15 protein-coding genes are annotated in these 17100 nt (G+C 73.7%); 5 read left to right on the forward strand and 10 right to left on the reverse strand.

The features are described 5' to 3' along the window. Positions 1-9: 9 nt before the first annotated feature. The 6 genes from IEZ10_RS11840 to mtrA form a co-directional block, all read right to left on the reverse strand. Complete coding sequence (locus IEZ10_RS11840; RefSeq protein WP_179819416.1) at positions 10-714, reverse strand: response regulator; 705 nt, start codon at positions 712-714, stop codon at positions 10-12. Between the two features lie 93 nt (positions 715-807). Then, entirely contained in the window at positions 808-1503 is a 696-nt protein-coding gene (gene hpf / locus IEZ10_RS11845) for a ribosome hibernation-promoting factor, HPF/YfiA family (protein WP_179819417.1), read from the reverse strand. Positions 1504-2022: 519 nt separating this feature from the next. Next, positions 2023-2727, reverse strand: a complete 705-nt coding sequence (locus IEZ10_RS11850) for a ComF family protein (RefSeq protein ID WP_189246571.1) — start codon at positions 2725-2727, stop codon at positions 2023-2025. Between the two features lie 56 nt (positions 2728-2783). Further along, positions 2784-4601: an LpqB family beta-propeller domain-containing protein gene (locus IEZ10_RS11855; RefSeq protein ID WP_189246572.1), complete on the reverse strand. Its 1818-nt coding sequence runs from the start codon at positions 4599-4601 to the stop codon at positions 2784-2786. Beyond that, positions 4591-6324 (reverse strand): MtrAB system histidine kinase MtrB, encoded by a 1734-nt coding sequence (gene mtrB / locus IEZ10_RS11860; RefSeq protein ID WP_189246573.1) that lies wholly within the window; start codon positions 6322-6324, stop codon positions 4591-4593. Before mtrB ends, IEZ10_RS11855 begins: the two co-directional genes overlap by 11 nt. 31 nt (positions 6325-6355) lie before the next feature. Then, positions 6356-7033 (reverse strand): MtrAB system response regulator MtrA, encoded by a 678-nt coding sequence (gene mtrA / locus IEZ10_RS11865; protein WP_030509347.1) that lies wholly within the window; start codon positions 7031-7033, stop codon positions 6356-6358. Between the two features lie 353 nt (positions 7034-7386). Here mtrA and IEZ10_RS39890 point away from each other — a divergent pair, with 353 nt between their 5' ends. The 5 genes from IEZ10_RS39890 to IEZ10_RS11890 all read left to right on the forward strand — a co-directional run bounded on the left by IEZ10_RS39890 (position 7387) and on the right by IEZ10_RS11890 (position 13294). After that, the gene (locus tag IEZ10_RS39890) at positions 7387-8694 is read left to right on the forward strand and encodes a glycerophosphoryl diester phosphodiesterase membrane domain-containing protein (protein ID WP_189246574.1); all 1308 of its coding nucleotides are present in this window, start codon (positions 7387-7389) and stop codon (positions 8692-8694) included. Further along, on the forward strand, positions 8679-9380 hold the full coding sequence (locus tag IEZ10_RS11875; protein WP_189246575.1) for a DUF4129 domain-containing protein: 702 nt from the start codon (positions 8679-8681) through the stop codon (positions 9378-9380). The genes IEZ10_RS39890 and IEZ10_RS11875 overlap by 16 nt, the downstream gene beginning before the upstream one ends. A gap of 104 nt (positions 9381-9484) precedes the next feature. Beyond that, positions 9485-10663, forward strand: a complete 1179-nt coding sequence (locus IEZ10_RS11880) for a DUF4350 domain-containing protein (protein WP_189246576.1) — start codon at positions 9485-9487, stop codon at positions 10661-10663. Positions 10664-10925: 262 nt separating this feature from the next. After that, positions 10926-11849 carry an AAA family ATPase gene (locus IEZ10_RS11885; RefSeq protein WP_189246835.1) on the forward strand — a complete coding sequence of 308 codons (924 nt, stop codon included), beginning with the start codon at positions 10926-10928 and terminating at the stop codon, positions 11847-11849. A gap of 8 nt (positions 11850-11857) precedes the next feature. Continuing rightward, entirely contained in the window at positions 11858-13294 is a 1437-nt protein-coding gene (locus tag IEZ10_RS11890; RefSeq protein ID WP_189246577.1) for a DUF58 domain-containing protein, read from the forward strand. A gap of 167 nt (positions 13295-13461) precedes the next feature. Here the strand turns inward: IEZ10_RS11890 and IEZ10_RS11895 are convergent, their stop codons facing one another. The 4 genes from IEZ10_RS11895 to IEZ10_RS40275 all read right to left on the reverse strand — a co-directional run bounded on the left by IEZ10_RS11895 (position 13462) and on the right by IEZ10_RS40275 (position 17092). Then, positions 13462-14457 carry a stage II sporulation protein M gene (locus tag IEZ10_RS11895; RefSeq protein ID WP_189246578.1) on the reverse strand — a complete coding sequence of 332 codons (996 nt, stop codon included), beginning with the start codon at positions 14455-14457 and terminating at the stop codon, positions 13462-13464. 212 nt (positions 14458-14669) lie between these two features. Then, a complete protein-coding gene (gene rbsD / locus IEZ10_RS11900) occupies positions 14670-15059 on the reverse strand; it encodes a D-ribose pyranase (protein ID WP_189246836.1) in 390 nt (129 codons plus the stop codon). A gap of 132 nt (positions 15060-15191) precedes the next feature. Further along, positions 15192-16130, reverse strand: coding sequence for a ribokinase (locus IEZ10_RS11905; RefSeq protein WP_189246579.1), 939 nt, complete (start codon positions 16128-16130; stop codon positions 15192-15194). Beyond that, positions 16130-17092 (reverse strand): D-ribose ABC transporter substrate-binding protein, encoded by a 963-nt coding sequence (locus tag IEZ10_RS40275; protein WP_281395031.1) that lies wholly within the window; start codon positions 17090-17092, stop codon positions 16130-16132. The genes IEZ10_RS11905 and IEZ10_RS40275 overlap by 1 nt, the downstream gene beginning before the upstream one ends. Positions 17093-17100 lie beyond the last annotated feature (8 nt).

Consider the following 17100-nt stretch of genomic DNA (forward strand, 5'->3'; position numbering starts at 1 on the left):
GCCCGCCGATCAGGTGATCTCGAGCATCCGCTCGCGGACCGCGTAGACCACCGCCTCCATCCGGGAGTGGAGCTGGAGCTTGTCCAGGATGTTGCGGACGTGGTTCTTCACGGTGTTCTCGGCGATGAACAGCTGCTTGGCGATCTCGCGGTTGTTCATCCCCTTCGCGACCAGGCGCAGCACCTCCATCTCGCGGTCCGTCAGGCGCGGGACCGGGAGCTGGGGAGGCCGCTCGGCCTCCTTGCGGCTCATGTTCGCGAACTCGGTGATGAGCTTGGCGGCCATCGCCGGGTTGATCAGCGACTGCCCTTCGTGGACGCCGCGGACGGCCTCGGGCACCTCGTCGAGCTGCACGTTCTTCAGCAGGTAGCCGGTGGCCCCCGCCTTGATCGCCTCGAAGAGGTCCTCCTCCTCGTCGCTCACCGTCAACATGATGATCCGCGTGCTCGGCACCGAGGCCTTGATCTCGCGTGTGGCCTCGATGCCGCTCCTGCGGGGCATCCGGACGTCCATGAGCACGACGTCCGGGGTGAGGCGGTCGGCGAGCTCGACCGCCTCCTGTCCATCGCTCGCCTCGCCGACCACCTCGATGTCCGTCTCCGCGGCCAGCGCCATCTCCAGGCTGCGGCGGATCAACGCGTGATCGTCGACGATCAGCACGCGGATCGGGTCACCGCTCCTGGCAGCGCGGGTCGTCTCATCGGATTCCGTCACGCCTCCTCCTCGGGGGGCCAGAGCCGTTGGACCGCCATGATTACACGGTTTCAGGTCCTCGGGGTGGTCGGAGAGGATCTTCGTACGGGTTCGTCAGGGTTCGACGAGCCGCAACACTCCGTAGTTGTAACCTCGCCGCCGGTAGACGACGCTCGGCAGGCCGCTCTCCTTGTCCCGGAAGAGATAGAAGTCGTGGCCGACCAGCTCCATCTCCAGCAGTGCCTGGTCGATGGTCATCGGATCGGCTTTGTGGGTCTTCTCCCGGACGACGAGCGGCCCGTCGCCGTCCATCTGGATCGGGACGATCGCGCTGTCCTCGGAGAGGTCGCCGGCCTCCGCCGCGGGCTCGGGCTCGAAGCGGTACTCGTCGCCGGAACCGCCGACGGTCGCGGGCTCGACGCGGACCCCGGCGGGGTCGATCTCGAAGGACTCGGCGAGCGCGGCGGCGGTCAGCTCGGCCACCGAGGGGGGGCAGTGGTTGCCGTAGTGGACCTTGCGCCGGTCGGCGAGGCGCCGGAGCCTGCCTTCGAGCTTCCCGAGCGCGATGTCGAGGGCGGAGAAACGGTCGTCTGCCGAGGCCTCGGCGCGGATGGCGGGTCCCCGGGAGTGGATGGTGAGCTCGACCCGCTCCCGCGGGCCGTTGATGCGCGGGTTCGTCTCCTTGGAGACCTCCACATCGATGCGGATGAGTTTGTTGTCCAGACGCTCGATCTTGGCCAGCTTGGCGGTCACGTGGTCTCGGAACCGGTCACTCACTCCCGTGTGACGGCCCTTGACGATGATGTCCATGCACAGCCCCCCTTCGAAACCTTCGACGGCGTTGAGCGGCGGCACCCACCCGGCCGACCTGGTCTTCGTCCCCACATCCGCCTGCTGAGGGTCTCGCAGCTCTTTGCCACTACTGCCCTTCTCTTCTGGCGAGGAACATCTGGCTCCCCGGGAAGGCAGGACTTACCTCTAAGCCGCACCGTGATCGATCGACGAAAAGTCGTCTTACGTGGACCGTTTAGCCTGCGGCTGGCATCGGCTAACCGGGCCGGTCTCCTCGCGGGAGCCGGTCCGGCGCAACCACGGACCCGGGCGGGTGCCATGTTCAGACGCTATCCGCATCGCGGCCGAATGTCAGCTTGGCCCCGCCTTTGCCGGTCACTTTGCGTGATCTTAAACGCGCCCGAGCGGGTGGAGGGCGGCCGTTTCGCCGGGTGGCTCCGGCACGTGCCCGCTTCTCAGTGCCCCCGGAGGGTCGCGCGGAGCCGATCCGGACAGGCGGGCACCACCGCCGGACGGGACCGTTTTCCGGCCGTTACATTACTTACCGTGATGGTTCCGGAATCCGTCCGTTCGGCGTGTCGCGGCGACCGTGGCGGCCAGCGGGACCTCCGTGCCCGCCTCGCGCAGCGCCCGGGCCGCCTCGGCGAGCGTCGCGCCGGTGGTGAGGACGTCGTCCACCAGCACGACGGCCCCTCTCCCGGCCCAGAAGCCGAGCCGGGCGCGGTTGTGGCCCGCGGCGACCCGGAAGGCCCCGGCGAGGTTCTCGGCGCGCCGGCGGGCGCTCAGGCCCGCCTGGTCGGCGACCCGGCGGCGCTGGGTGAGGACCCGGGCGACGGTCGCCGGCCATCCCGCCGCGCGGAGGTATCCGGCGGCCAGCTCGGCGAGCCCGGTCACCGGGTCGTGCCCGCGCCGCCGCAGCGCGGGACGGGCGCTGGGCACCGGGACGAGGATGACGGGCCGCTCACCCGCCGCCGCGGCCACCGTCAGCGCCAGGGCGCCGGCCAGCGGATGGGCGAGCGCCGTACGGCCGTGCTCCTTGTAGGCGAGGATCGTCCGCCGCGGGCCGCCGGCGTATTCGGCGGCCGACCAGCACTCGGGCAGGCCGGGCGGGCAGGGGCCGGGCATCCGGCGCGCGGGCTCGCCGTGCAGCTCCGCCGTACAGCGGGGGCAGACGAGGGCGCCCGGGGCGTCACACCCGGCGCAGCGCGGCGGCAGGACCAGATCGAGCAGAGCGGTCGACACGTGCCCACGGTTTCACGCGCCACCGACAGAAACGCCCGTGAGCACGCGCCATCGGCTCAGCCCAGCGGGTAGGCGGGGTAGGAGGGGCCGTCCTTGGTGAAGGAGGTGGAGCCGTTCTCGTTCTTCACCACGGCCTCCCACTGGGCCGAGTTGCGGTTCCAGGACAGCAGCTGCCAGTTGCCGTCGTCGTCCTTCGCCCCGGCCAGCAGGGAGCCGTTCAGCGCGGTGATGCTCTGGATCTGCGGGTTGGACGGCAGCTGCTTGGGCTCGGCGACGACGGACGCCTCCAGCAGCTCGGACTTGCCGGTGAGCACGTAGAGGGTCGTGCCGTCCTTCCAGGCGATGTCCTTGACGGTCTGGTTCGGCTCGACGTTCACCACCGGGTGCAGGTTGGTGATCTTGGTGGCGGCCCCCTGGCCGATGACCGTGCCGATCTTCACCTCCTCCTCGGTGCCGCTCCGCACCACCGCCGCGACGTGCACCCCGTCGCGGGCGATCCGGAGCGCCTCGACGCGGACCGTCTCCAGGTCGGGGGCGGAGACGTCGTACTGCTTCCTGCCGTCGTGCCGCAGCACCTTCGAGGTGTGGTCGTCGAGCCGGTCGACGGTCCACAGGGTGTGGTAGCGGTCCCAGGAGGGCGGGGTCAGGGAGGTGCCGGCGACCCAGGGCCGCCACTGGCCGCCGGGGGTCATCGGGGTGACCGCGATCTCCCGCTCGCCGGCCGACAGCGCCGCCACCTGCCACTGGTCGCTGACCGCCGGACGGGTGCGGGCGCCGTCCTTCTCCCCCGCCTGGCCCGGCACCGGCTGGCCGACGTTGTCCCGGCCCAGCGTGCGCAGCGCGCCGTCGGCGAGGAAGTAGGGGTGGACGTCGCCGGGGGTCATCCAGGTGTCGAAGTCGATGTGCTCCTGGGCGTCGATCGGCAGCAGGCTGTCGGAGTAGTACGGCTCGCCCTTCACCCGTATCTCGAAGTCCCAGCCGCCCCTGGTCAGCTCGGCGAGCGTCCCGGCGATCTGGGCCGACATCGGGCCGATCAGGTCGGAGTCGACCGGCTTGGACAGGTTGATGACCACGCGGTCGTCCTGGGTGTCGACGCCGAGGAGCTGCGTGCCGGGCTTGAAGGCGGTGTTCACCGCGCCCTTGAGCAGGCTGCTCGGCCCCTTCAGCAGCCGCTGGACGATCGTCTTGGCGAAGTTGGCGGTGGGGTCGATCGGCACGCGGACCTGGTCGACCACCAGCCCCTTCCACGCCGAGTCCAGGAAGTACAGATTCGCCTTGAGGTAGGCGCGCTCGACGTCGGCCTCCGACAGCAGCAGCCCGTCGGGCGCCGCGTTGATCCGCCACCCGCTCGGCCCCTTGACCAGGCTGAACGGCTCGTTCAGCGGGCCGCCGGTCGGCCGGTAGCGGCCGTCCTGGTCGATGATCGCGGTGAGGGTCCCCTTCAGGACGACCCGGGCGGTGCCGTCGCCCTGCTCGGGCGGGGGCTGGACCTCGCCCTGCTTGTAGACCGTCACCCCGCTCTGCGGGTTCCACTTGCGGGCGAAGTCGTCGGTGAGATACCTGCGCGCGATGCCGCGGTCGCGGTCGTCGACGCTGGCCATCGCGGCGCGGAAGCCGGCGACGACCTGCTCGGGCGTCCAGCCGGCCTCCGGAGGCACGGCGATGACCCGCGCGTACGGGTCCCCCAGCGGGTTGCCCTTGCGCACGTCGTCCACGACGGCCGACCGGCCCCCGACCGGGATGACCGAGCAGGCGGCGGACACGCAGCTCAGCGCCATGACCAGGCTCACCGCACCCATGCGCCGCCCGGTGCGGGCCAGCCGCCCGGAGGGGGCGGGCCGTTCCGTTCCGTGGAACACGGTCTCAGTCCGCATCGCGTCCCCCGTCGGCCGTCGCCGGCGACAGCACCGGCGTCATGTGCGCCCGCCACGTCCGGCGCATCTCCACCTCCGGCGGGACCAGCGGCAATGGCGACCCGCGCAGCGGCGACCCGGCCGTCCTGGGCAGCGACAGCCGGAACTGCGACCCCTCGCCCGGCGCGCCCCACGCCTGGAGCCAGCCGCCGTGCAGCATCGCGTCCTCGCGGGAGATCGCCAGCCCCAGGCCGGTGCCGCCGATCGTGCGCGCCCGCGAGGGGTCGGCCCGCCAGAACCGGTCGAAGACCATGTTCTCCTCACCCGGTTTCAGGCCCACGCCGTGGTCGCGCACGGCCACCGCCACCGCGTCACGGTCGGCGCCGACCGTGACGATGATGTCGCGGCCCTCACCGTGCTCGATCGCGTTGAACAGCAGGTTGCGCAGGACGCGCTCGACCCGCCGGCGGTCCATCTCGGCCATGCAGGGCTCGCCGGGCAGCCGCAGGTCGAAGCGGGTGGAGTGGCGCTCGGCCAGTGCCTCGGAGTCGCCGACGGCGCTCAGCACCACGTCTCTGACGTCGACCGGCTCGATGTCCAGCTCGGCCGCGCCCGCGTCGTAGCGGCTGATCTCCAGCAGGTCGGCGAGCATCGTCTCGAACCGGTTGAGCTGGTTCTGCATCAGCTCGGCCGACCGGGCGACCATCGGGTCGAAGTCCTCCCGGGCGTCGTAGAGCAGGTCGGCGGCCATCCGCACGGTGGTCAGCGGGGTGCGCAGCTCGTGCGAGACGTCGGAGACGAACTGCCGCTGCACCTGCGACAGCTCCTCCAGCTGGTGGATCTTCAGCGCCAGGTTGGCGGCCATCTCGTTGAAGGAGGCGGCCAGCCGGGCCAGGTCGTCCTCGCCGCGGACCTTGAGCCGCTCGTCCAGGCGTCCTGCGGCCAGCCGTTCGGCGGCCTGGCGGGCCAGCCGTACCGGGATGACCACCTGGCGGGTGACCAGGGAGGCGATGGCGGCCAGCAGGAGCACCAGGGCGACCCCGACCAGGATGAGCATCCGCAGGACCGAGGTGAGGGTCTTCTCCTCCTGGTCCAGCGGGACGAGGTGGTAGATCTCGTAGCCGCTGTCCAGGGGTGTTCCGGAGGTGTCGAGGCGGGTGCCGAGGATCATGCCGGGCCGCGAGTCGCCGCCCTCGTAGTACAGCCTGCCGTAGTAGGTGGTGACCTCCTCGGGCTGCTTCTTCAGCACGTCGGCGCGGAGCCTCTCGGGGATGCTCACCGGGTCGATGTTGGTGGTGACGTAGAACTCGCCGGGCCGGTTGTCGTTGCGGATGACCACCGAGTAGCGGGGCACGGCGCCGGCCCGGCCCGCCAGCGCCACGATCGCCTGGCCGAGCGGGCTGTCCCCGCCCGCCTGGAGCGCCCCCGCCATGTCGGCCTGCTGCTTGGACGTCTCGCCGCCGGGCTGGTTCTTCAGGTAACCCAGCACGGCCTTCCGGTCGGCCTGCGCCTCGCTCCTGGCCGCGCGCTCCCGGGACTCCAGCGTGGTCGCGACGATCTGCTGCATGAGGAAGACCCCCAGTACGGCGACCACCGCGATGGAGATCACCATCGTGCTGGTGACCACGCGGAGCTGGAGGGAACGCCAGAAGACACGGCGCACCCAGCCGGCCAGCCATCGGGCCCGGCGGCGGAGTCCCCGCGCCACCCGGCGCGGGGTGCGGAGGCGCTTACTGGAAGGCATGTCGGGATCCCGGGGAGGCCGCGACGGGTCTTCAGGCAGGGCCGGCCTTGTAGCCCACTCCGCGGACCGTCACCACGATCTCCGGGTGCTCGGGGTCCTTCTCGATCTTCGCCCGGAGCCGCTGGACGTGCACGTTGACCAGGCGGGTGTCGGCCGCGTGGCGGTAGCCCCACACCTGCTCCAGCAGGACCTCGCGGGTGAAGACCTGGCGCGGCTTGCGGGCCAGCGCGACGAGCAGGTCGAACTCCAGCGGCGTGAGGTTTATCGTCTCCTCGCCGCGCTTGACCGAGTGGCCCGCCACGTCGATGGTGATGTCGCCGATCTGCAGGATCTCCGGCGTCGGCTCGTCGGTGCGGCGCAGCCGGGCGCGGACCCGGGCCACCAGCTCCTTGGGCTTGAACGGCTTGACGATGTAGTCGTCGGCCCCGGACTCCAGGCCGAGCACCACGTCGATGGTGTCGCTCTTGGCCGTCAGCATGACGATCGGCACGCCGGACTCGGCGCGGATGCGGCGGCAGACGTCGATGCCGTCGGCCCCCGGCAGCATCAGGTCGAGCAGTACGAGATCCGGCCGGGTGTCACGGAACGCGTCGAGCGCCTTGTCGCCGTCGGAAACGAAGGAGGGCTCGAAGCCCTCTCCCCGTAGGACGATGCCGAGCATCTCGGCGAGAGCGGCGTCGTCGTCGACGACCAGCACGCGTCCTTTCATGGCCCCTCATTCGTTACGCCGTCTGGGAGTTTTGGGGTGAATGCACGGTTACCGCAGATTACCCTTGCCTGACCAGTGGGTGGCACAGGCACTGACGTCAAGCATTCGGAAGGCGAATTTTAGGCCCACGCACGGCAAAGCCGTGGCCCAGCCCCCGTGTCACCCTCTCCGTTCCCGGCCACCCCGGACGCCAAGCGGAGGTGGTGACATCCCCAGTCTGGAGTAAAGAACCCGGTCTCGGCCATCCCTGCGGCGTCTCGGTTGTCCGCGATCCGGCCGATCCGGGGGCCGGGAACCCGGATCCGTCGTCCCGCCCATCACAATCGGCACCCACGACATGCCAGGATTGGGATATGTCAGACGGTCACGGTCCCGCTCCCGACACGCCCTCCGGCTGGGCGGCCCACCAGCCCCCGCCCTACCAGGGAGCCCCGGGATCGCCGTGGACCGCGCCCGGGCCGCCGCCCGCCTCCCCCACCGGACCCGTCCAGGACGGCCCCGCACCGTACGGCGGGCCGCCCCACCCCGGCGGGCCGTACGTCCCCGGCCCGGGACCCCGGCCGCCGTACGGCCCGGGACCGCAGCCGCCGTACGGCCACCGCCCGCCGCCGCCCGCGCTGCGGCCCGGGATCATCCCGCTGCGCCCGCTCGGCCTCGGCGACATCCTCGACGGCGCGATCAGGCTGATCCGTTCCAACCCCAAGACCGTCCTGGGTCTTTCGGCGATCGCCGCGGTGCTCGGCGCGATCCCCACCGCGATCGGCCAGGCGGTCATCTTCGGCCAGGTCGGCGCGGCCGTGAACGACCCCTCCGCACTGGACGGCGTCGGGGAGACCGGCTTCCTCGGCCAGTACGGCGACGTGCTGGTCTCCTCCGCCGTGGAGTTCGTCGTGGTGACGCTGCTCACCGGCGTGCTGACCCGGATCCTGGGCCGGGCCGTCTTCGGCGGCCGGACGACCGCGGGCGAGGCGTGGCGGATGTCCCGCGGCCGCATGCCCGCGCTGTTCGGGCTGGTGGCGCTCAACGCGCTGCTCCTGCTCGTGCCGGTGGTCGCGATCGCGGTGGTGGTCGTGGCGCTGGCGGGCGCCGGGGCCGGCCCTGGGACGGCGGTCGCGGCGGGGGCGCTGGCGGTGCTCGGCTACATCGCCTACGCCGCGTTCGTCTCCACCCGCCTGGCGCTCGCCGCGCCCGCCGCGGTGCTGGAGCGGCGCGGGGTCCTCGACTCCATGCGCAGGTCCTGGCTGCTGGTGAACGGCGGCTTCTGGCGCACCCTCGGCATCCTGATCCTCACCAGGATCATCACCTTTCTGATCACCTTCGTGGTCGCCGTGCCCTTCACCTTCGGCGCCGCCCTCATCAGCGTCGGCGGCCAGGGTTCGACCGGCGCGCAGATCGCCACGGCGGTCCTGATCGCGATCGGCGGCACCGTCGGCGCGATGATCACCTATCCGTTCCTGGCCGGGGTGAACGGCCTGCTCTACGCCGACCGGCGGATGCGTTCGGAGGCGTTCGACCTCGTGTTGCAGACCGCCGCGATCGAGCAGCGGCGCCAGGGCTGGGTGCACGCGTCGGCCGACGACCTGTGGCTGCCGTCCGCCGCACCCGGCGCGCCGGGCCCGTACCCGCAGGCCGGGCAGGGAGCTTCGTGGCCCCACTCCTGACCCTCCCGGCCCTCCCGGGCCTCGGCGCGCCGGTCGACGTCGGCCGTGACGAGGCCCGCCGCGAGGCGGCCCGCGAGCTGCTCCGGGCCGGGTACGCCAGGGAGTCGGTGTTCGACCGCGCCGTGCGGGCGGTGAACCAGTTCATCGGCGACCTCACCGACCAGGACTCCCTCGGGACCGTGGGAAGCGTGACCGTCCGGGTGGTGCTCGTCGCCCTCGTGGTCGCCGCGGTCGTCGCGCTGGCCGTGGTCGCGCGGCGCACCGCCGGGGGCCGCGCCGCCCGCCGCGAGGAGGTCTTCGGCGACGGCCGGCGCACCGCGGCCGAGCACCGCGCCGCCGCCGAGCGACTGGCCGCCGGGGGCGACTGGGCCGAGGCGGTCCGCGAGCGGCTGCGGGCCGTCGCCCGCGACCTGGAGGACCGCGCGATCGTCGATCCCGTCCCGGGCCGCACCGCCGCCGAACTGGCCGCCGAGGCCGGCCGCGCGCTGCCCGGCCTGGCCGCCGGGCTCGCCGCCGCGGCCCGGATCTTCGACGACGTGACGTACGGCGAGGCCCCGGGCACGGCCGAGGCGTACGAGACGCTGCGCGACCTCGACGAGCGGCTCCGCGCGGCGCGCCCGGCGGACGCGGCCCCCGCCCCGGCGCAACCGGCCGGCGGCGCGGGCGCGTGGGGAGGACCCCGATGAACCCCGCTGACATCACCGACACCACTGACACTACGGGCGCGCGGGGGGAAACCCCCGCAGGCGCCGGGCACACGGGGACGAACCCGATGAATCCCGCGGACCCCATGAACTCCGCGGGCCTCGCCGCCGCCCCCGGAACCGGCTCGACGTCCGTCTCCCCCACCGCCGCGAGCCTGTGGCGCGGCGGCCGGGGTGCGCTGCTGGTCGCCCTCATCGTGGTGGCCGCCGCCGTCGCCGGCGTGCTCCTCGGCGGCACCGGCGGCCAGGACCGGCGGCTCGACCCCGACGACACCTCGCTGTCCGGCGCCGGGGCGCTCGCCCGGCTGCTGGAGGGCCGCGGCGTGCGGATCGCGCGGGTCACCTCGGCCGCCGAGGCGCGGACCGCCGCGACCGCCGACAGCACGCTGCTGGTCACCGACGCCTTCCCGCTCACCGCCGGGGACGCCTCGCGACTGGCCGGGACGCCGGGTGACCTGCTGCTGGTCGGCGGCGACCGGCGGCTGAGGACGCTCGCCCCCGGCCTGCGCGCCACCGGGGAGGCCCGGACGCGCTCGCGCGAGCCCCGCTGCGCGCTGCCGGCCGCGGCCGCCGCGGGCAGCGTCCACCTGGGCGGGACGACCTTCGCCGTCCCCCGGGGCGGGACGGGCTGCTACCCCGCCGGCGACGACCCGACGCTGGTCGGCTACCGCGACGGTGACCGGACGATCACCGCGGTGGGCGACGGCGACTTCATGACCAACCTGCGCCTGGCCGAGGACGGCAACGCCGCGCTGGCGATGAACCTCGCCGGCGCCAGGCCCACGCTCGTCTGGCTGGTTCCGCCGCCTCCCGGGGAGGCGGCGGCGGAGCCCGGCGAGCAGGGCATCTACGATCTCGTCCCGCCGGGGGTCAGGTGGGCCGTGGCGCAGCTCGCGCTGGCGGTGGTGCTGCTGGCGCTCTGGCGGGGCCGGCGGCTCGGCCCGGTGGTGGCCGAACGCCTGCCCGTGGTGGTACGGGCCGCCGAGACCGCCGAGGGCAGGGCCAGGCTGTACCGGGCCAGGCGGGCCCGCGACCGCGCCGCCGCCGCCCTGCGCGAGGGCTTCGCCGACCGGGTCGTCCCCCGGCTCGGGCTGCCGTCGGCGGCCGGGCCGGACGCCAGGGTGAGCGCGCTCGCCGAGCGGACCGGGCAGGCCGCGCCGCAGGTGGCGTCCGCCCTGTACGGCCCGCCGCCGGCCGACGACGCCGGGCTGGTCGCCCTGGCCGCATATCTGGACATGTTGGAGAGGCAGGTCAGAGATTCGTGAACGTGTGTGACCAGCGAGCCGCCGGACGCGGCGCCGCGCGCCCGGCCGCGTCGGCCGTGCCGACAGTGCCGACCGGGGAGGCCGCGTGACCACGCCACCGCACAACGGCACACCGGCCGGGCCCGCGCCCGGCGCGGACGGCGGCGCGGCCCTCGGCACGCCCCCCGGCACGTCCACCGGAGCGCCCACCGGCCCGGCCACCGGTGCGCCCACTGGAGCGCCCACCGGTGCGAACGGCGGCGCGGACGCCGCCCGGGAGGCGCTGGGGGCGCTGCGCGCCGAGGTCGCCAAGGGCGTCGTCGGCCAGGACGCCGTGGTCACCGGGCTGGTGATCGCCCTGCTGTGCCGGGGACACGTGCTGCTCGAAGGCGTGCCCGGGGTCGCCAAGACCCTGCTCGTGCGAACCCTCTCGGCGGCGCTGTCGCTGGATTTCAAGCGGGTGCAGTTCACCCCCGACCTGATGCCCGGAGACGTCACCGGCTCCCTGGTCTACGACGCGAAGACCTCGGAGTTCGAGTTCCGGCCCGGACCGGTCTTCACCAACCTGCTGCTCGCCGACGAGATCAACCGCACCCCGCCCAAGACGCAGGCGGCGCTGCTGGAGGCGATGGAGGAACGGCAGGTCAGCGTGGACGGCGTACCGCGACGGCTGCCCGAGCCGTTCATCGTGGCCGCCACCCAGAACCCGGTGGAGTACGAGGGCACCTACCAGCTCCCCGAGGCGCAGCTCGACCGGTTCATGCTCAAGCTGACCGTGCCGCTGCCCTCCCGCGAGCAGGAGGTCGCGGTGCTGGAGCGGCACGCGCTCGGCTTCGACCCGCGCGACCTGTCCCACATCAGGCCGGTGGCGACCGCCGCCGACCTGGAGGCCGGGCGCGCCGCGGTCCGCCAGGTGCACGCCGGGCCCGAGGTGCTCGGCTACATCGTGGACATCGCCCGGGCCACCCGGCAGTCGCCGTCGCTGCAGCTCGGCGTCTCGCCGCGCGGCGCCACCGCGCTGCTGGCCGGCGCCCGCGCCTGGGCCTGGCTGTCCGGCCGCGCCTACGTGACCCCGGACGACGTCAAGGCGCTGGCCCGGCCGGCGCTGCGGCACCGCGTCCAGCTCCGCCCCGAGGCCGAACTGGAGGGCGCGTCCCCCGACGGCCTGATCGACGCCGTCCTCGCCGCCGTCCCCGTCCCCCGCTGAGTGATCCGATGGCACTGACGGGACGGGCCGCGCTACTGGCCCTGCTGGGCACGCTGGTCGTGCTGTTCGCGCCGCGGCCGGGACCGGCCGTGGCCGGGGTGGCGCTGCTGCTGGCCGCGCTGGTCGCGGTGGACCTGCTGCTGGCCGGGGGCGTGCGCCCACTGCGGTTCACCCGCTCCGGTGACCGCCTGGTACGGCTCGGCGAGACCGCCACGGTCGACCTGATCGTGGAGAACCCCGGCCGCCGGCGGGTCCGGGGCCTGCTGCGGGACGCCTGGCCGCCCTCGGCCGGAGCCGCCCCCCGGCGCTTCGCGCTGGACGTTCCGGCCGGAGAGCGCCGCCGCCTCACGCTGACGCTCACCCCGGTGCGCCGGGGCGACCGGGAGGCCGCCGCCGTCACGGTGCGGTCGCTGGGCCCGCTGGGCATCGCGGCCCGCCAGGGCTCGCACCGCGTGCCGTGGTCGGTGCGGGTGCTGCCGCCGTTCCTCAGCCGCAAGCACCTGCCCGCCAAGCTGACCAGGCTCAGGGAGCTGGAGGGCGCGCACCCGTCGATGGTCAGGGGCCAGGGCACCGAGTTCGACTCGCTGCGCGAGTACGTGCCCGGCGACGACGTGCGGTCGATCGACTGGCGGGCCACCGCCCGCCGCTCCGACGTCGTGGTCCGCACCTGGCGGCCCGAACGCGACCGGCGGGTGCTGATCGTCCTGGACACCGGGCGCACCTCGGCCGGCCGGGTCGGCACCGCCCCGGTCCCGCTCGCCGGCCAGGAGGACCGCTCCTCCGCGGGCCGGGGGGCCGGGCTCGGCGGGCCTTCGGGTGTACTTCCCGGCGGCCTTTCAGGGGGGCTTCCCGGCGGGCGGGGCGGCGCGGGGACCGCGCCGGGCTGGCCCCGGCTCGACTGGTCGATGGACGCGGCGCTGCTGCTGGCCGCGCTGGCCGCCCGGGCCGGCGACCGGGTGGACTTCATGGCCCACGACCGGTCGGTGCGCGCCTGGGTGTCCGGGGCCGGCCGTACCGAGCTGCTGTCGTCGCTCGTCAACGCGATGGCGCCGATCGAGGCCGAACTGGTCGAGGCCGACGCGGCCGACATGGTCGCGGCCGTCCTGGCCCGCGCCAGGCGGCGCTGCCTGGTCGTCCTGCTGACCGATCTCAACGCAGCGTCGCTGGAGGAGGGGTTGCTGCCCGTGCTCCCCCAGCTGTCCTCCCGGCACCTGGTGCTGCTGGCGGCCGCGTCCGACCCGCAGGTGGCGGCGATGGCCGCCGGGCGCGGCACCCCCGAGCTGGTGTACGACGCGGCGGCGGCGGAGCGCCAGAGCGCCGACCGGCGCCGGATCACCGCCCGGCTGCGCCGCCAGGGCGTCGAGGTCGTCGACGCCGCCCCCGAACAGCTCGCCCCGGCCCTCGCCGACGCCTACCTCGCCCTCAAGGCCGCCGGCCGCCTCTGACACCCGCCTCGCCGGAACAGGTGACACGAAACGCCGGACATCCCCGGATCATCATGGATAGCTTTTGGTCATGACCATTGGTGACGGGCCGGTAGCCGGTCGTCATAGCCGCTGGGTGCGCCCGCAGCCACAGGCCGACACGCGGTCCTCCGTACTCCGGTCCGCTGTCAGCCGGAGGTGGGGGTGACGTCGGGGGCGCGTTCCAGGTCGCCGGTCTCGCCCGCGCGGAGGGCGCGGCGGCCGAAGTAGACCACGTAGGCGAGGAAGGCCGCCTCGGCGACGACCCCGATGCCGATCCGCGCCCAGGTGGGCAGGGGCGAGGGGGTGACGAGCCCCTCGATGAGCCCGGAGACCAGCAGCACCACGACCAGCGCGAGGGCCACGCTCATGACGGCCCTGCCCTGCTCGGCGAGGGCCTCGCCGCGTCTGCGGGGGCCGGGGTCGATGACCGTCCAGCCCAGGCGCATGCCGACGGCCGCGGCGAGGAACACCGCGGTCAGCTCCAGCAGGCCGTGCGGGGTGATCAGGCCGAAGAAGATGTCGAGCTTGCCGCGGGAGGCCATCAGCCCGGCGGAGACCGCGACGTTCAGCGCGTTCTGCCACAGCACGTACGGGATCGGCAGGCCGAGCAGCACGGCCATGATGATGACCTGCATCGAGACCCAGGCGTTGTTGACCCAGACCTGCCCGGCGAAGGAGGCCGCGGGGTGCTCGGAGTAGTAGTCGGCGAAGTCGTGGTCGACGAGCCGGGTGATCTCCTCCGGGGTGCCGATCGCGGCCTGCACGGCCGGGTCCCCCGCCACCCAGATCGCGACGACCGTCGAGACCAGGAGGAACGCGGCGGTGGTGCCGAGCCACCACCACCGGGCGCGGTAGGCGACCACCGGGAACGAGACGGTGAAGAACCGGATGAACTCCCGCCAGGCGGGGGCGTGCGCGCCGGTCACCGCCGAGCGGGCCCGGGCGACCAGCGACGACAGGTGGCTCACCAGGATCGGGTCGGTGGGACCGGAACGCACGATCGACAGGTGGGTGGCGGTCCGCTGGTAGAGCTCCACGAGTTCGTCGATCTCGGCGCCGTCCAGTGACCTGCGCCGCCGGACCAGGTGTTCCAGGCGGTCCCAGGAGGGGCGGTGCGCGGTGACGAACGCGTCGATGTCCACCCGGAAAGCGTATCCACCTTCCGCACGGCCGGGACTTCCGTGCGGCCCGTGCCGAGCCCGGCTCGGCACGGGCCGCAGGGACCGCACGAGCCGCACGGCTGCGTACGAGCCGCACGGGCCGGGCGGGCCGGGCGGACCGCACAGGCCGCGCCGGCCGTACGAACTGCACGGGCCGCCGACCCAACCGCTCAACCGCTCAGCGGTTCAGCGGTTCAGAACGCGACGCCGCAGCGCAGGATCACGTTGGCGTACGGCCGCGCCTCGCCGGTCCGCACCACCAGCCGGGCGGAGCGGGACAGCTCCTTGAGCCGCTCGTGCGGGACGTGCGCCAGGGCGGGAAGCCGTCCGGCGAGCAGCGCGTGGCACGCGGGGTTGGCCGCCCGGACCTCCTCGGCCGCGACGGCGCCCTCCACGACCAGCTCGGCGAGGAGGCCGTCCAGCACGTCGGCGAAGGCCGGGACTCCCGGCAGGAAGGCGAGGTCGACGACCTCCACCCCGCGCGGCAGCGGCATCCCGGCGTCGCAGACGAGCACCTCGTCGGTGTGGCCGAGGCGGGCGAGCGCGCCGGACAGGGCCGCGTTGAGGATTCCCGCGCGCTTCACCACGACCCCGCCTTCACCACGACCCCACCTTCACAGCGACCGCGCTTCCACCGCGACTTCACCTTCACAGTGACCTCATCCGTACGGCGATCTCACCCTTACGACGGCTCCGGGCACGCGGTGACGTCGGGTTCACAGCGTCTCCAGGTCCCCGATCCGGGGGTAGGAGCTCTGCGCGCCGTGCCGGCGCACGGACGCGGCGCCCACCCGGACCGCGAACGAGGTGGCGGCGACCAGGTGGTCGCCCTGCGACAGGCGCCAGGCCAGCGCCCCGGTGAACGCGTCGCCGGCGCCGGTGGTGTCCACGGGCTCCACCCTGGGACTCGGCACCACGGTGACGTCATCGGCGTCGGCGACGATCGCGCCGTCGGCGCCGAGGGTGAGGACCACCGAGCGGGGGCCGAGCGACAGCAGTTCCCGTGCCTGCCGTTCGGGGGTGTCGCGGCTGCCGAGGAGCAGCGCGGCCTCGTGCTGGTTGACGACGAGCGGGTCGCACGCCTCCAGCAGCTCGTCCGGCACCACCGCCGGCGGCGAGAGGTTGAAGACCACCCGGCCCGCGGCCCGCGCCGCCGCCACCACCGTGGCCAGCGGGCTCTCCAGCTGCAGGCAGACGACCGGCGCCGAGGACAGCAGTTCTTCGGCGGCGGCGATGTCGTCCTCGCTCAGCCGCCCGTTGGCGCCGGGCGAGACGATGATGCTGTTGTCGCCGTCGGAGCCCACGGAGATCAGCGCGACCCCGCTCGGGCCGGGCGTCTCGATGAGGTGGCCGAGGTCCACACCGTCGGCGCGCAGCGCCTCGCGCAGGAACTCGCCGTGTCCGTCGGAGCCGACCCGGCCGAGGATGGCGACCCGGGCGCCGAGCCGGGCCGCGGCGACGGCCTGGTTGGCGCCCTTGCCACCGGGGTGGGTGGCGAGCTCCGAGCCGATCACGGTCTCGCCCGGCGCGGGCCGCCGGGCGACGCGGACCACCAGGTCGGCGTTGACCGATCCCACGACCACCACGTCGTACGGCGACGCCGGCCCGCCGGGGCCCGCCCCCGGCCGGGGAGATCCGGTGGTGTGGCCGCTCATCACGAGCCCGCGAACTCTGCGACGTTGTCCTTGTTCACGATCTTCACGGGCACGGCGACCGTGGCCTCCACCTTCTCGCCCTTGGCGGCCTTGACGGCGCCCTGGACGGCCTGCTGGCCGAGGAGGGCCGGCTGCTGGGCGACGGTGGCGCTCAGCGTGCCGTCCTGGACGGCCTTGAGGCCGTCGGGGGTGCCGTCGAAGCCGATGACCTTGACCTCCTTGCCCGCCTTGGCGCCCAGCGCCTTGACGGCGCCGAGGGCCATCTCGTCGTTCTGGGCGAACACGCCGGTGATGCCGGGGTTGGACTGCAGGAGGTTGGTCATGACGTCCAGGCCCTTGGTCCGGTCGAAGTCGGCCGGCTGCTGGGCGATCACCTGGATGTTCGGGAACGCCTTGATGCCCTCGGTGAAGCCCTGGCCCCGGTCGCGGGCCGCGGAGGTGCCGGGCACGCCCTGCAGGACGACGACCTTGCCCTTCTCGCCCATCTCCTTGGCCAGTTCCTGCGCGGCGAGCCGGCCGCCCTCGACGTTGTCGGAGGCCACGGTCTGCGCGACGGTGCCGCCGTTGACGCCGCGGTCGGCGGCGATCACCGGGATCTTGGAACGTTCCGCGGCCTTGACCGCGGGCCCGGCGGCGTCGGAGTCGACCGGGTTGATGACGATCGCCTTCATGTTCTGGCCGGCGAAGTTCTGGATCTGGTTGACCTGCTGGGAGGCGTCGTTCTGGGCGTCGGTGACGGTCAGCGCGACGCCCTCCTTCTTCGCCTCCTCCTCGGCGCCCTTGCGGAGCTGGACGAAGTAGGGGTTGTTGAGGGTGGAGACCGACATGCCGATCTTGATGTCCCCGCCCGACGCCCCCGAGCCGCCGGCGGAGGAGCCGTCCGAGCCGCCCGAACCGCAGGCCGTGAGGCCCAGGGCGAGCGCGGCCCCGGCCGCGGCGATGCTGATGGTGCGCTTGATCATGATGTTTC

The organism is Streptosporangium pseudovulgare (assembly GCF_014648055.1).
Taxonomy (GTDB): Bacteria; Actinomycetota; Actinomycetes; order Streptosporangiales; family Streptosporangiaceae; genus Streptosporangium; species Streptosporangium pseudovulgare.